This window comes from Nitrosopumilus sp. b1 (genome assembly GCF_014078545.1).
Classification (GTDB): domain Archaea; phylum Thermoproteota; class Nitrososphaeria; order Nitrososphaerales; family Nitrosopumilaceae; genus PXYB01.
Window position 1 is genome coordinate 1 of record NZ_MU078747.1, and the last position, 523, is coordinate 523.

The following is a 523-nucleotide window of genomic DNA, read 5'->3' on the forward strand; positions in this document are numbered from 1 at the left end:
ATTGCAACAAAGAAAGCACTTGCAATGAGAAGTCAGGGATTTATCCATCCAGCAACTCTAGTTCCAGACGAGTTAGAATATGCAGAAGGGTATAGAGCAAGAATGGATGTCTTAGAAAGTAAGATGAAACCAATTGAGGAGAGCGGATCATCTGGAGAAAGAAAGGAATCCTACGAAGATCCAGATTAAAATTAGTTTTTACACAAAGTCAATAATTTAGCAGCAGCAGAGATTTAGCAATAAAGTTAAATCAAAACACGATGTACAAAGAGTGTTCATACTATGAATTTTAATAAAATATTCCAAGTCAAAACATATCTTGCTACCTATATTGTGACCACATTAGCGGTAGTATCATTTTCCCAATTTGTGGCTCAATTATTTGGTCAAACTATTCCAAACATTATTTGGACATTTTTCAAAGATGCTGGTGAAGCAGTAGTTTTAGCATCGGTCTTTTTATTTGCATTTGCATGGATTCTAAAGGCAAGACCACACAATAGACCAAAAAAGTATTCAGTAG

2 pseudogenes are annotated in these 523 nt (G+C 34.8%); both read left to right on the forward strand.

What is annotated here, in order from left to right:
* A pseudogene (locus C6988_RS09995) lies at window positions 1-189 on the forward strand (fructose 1,6-bisphosphatase); the annotation flags it as partial.
* Window positions 190-282: 93 nt separating this feature from the next.
* Window positions 283-523: pseudogene (locus C6988_RS10000) on the forward strand (hypothetical protein); the annotation flags it as partial.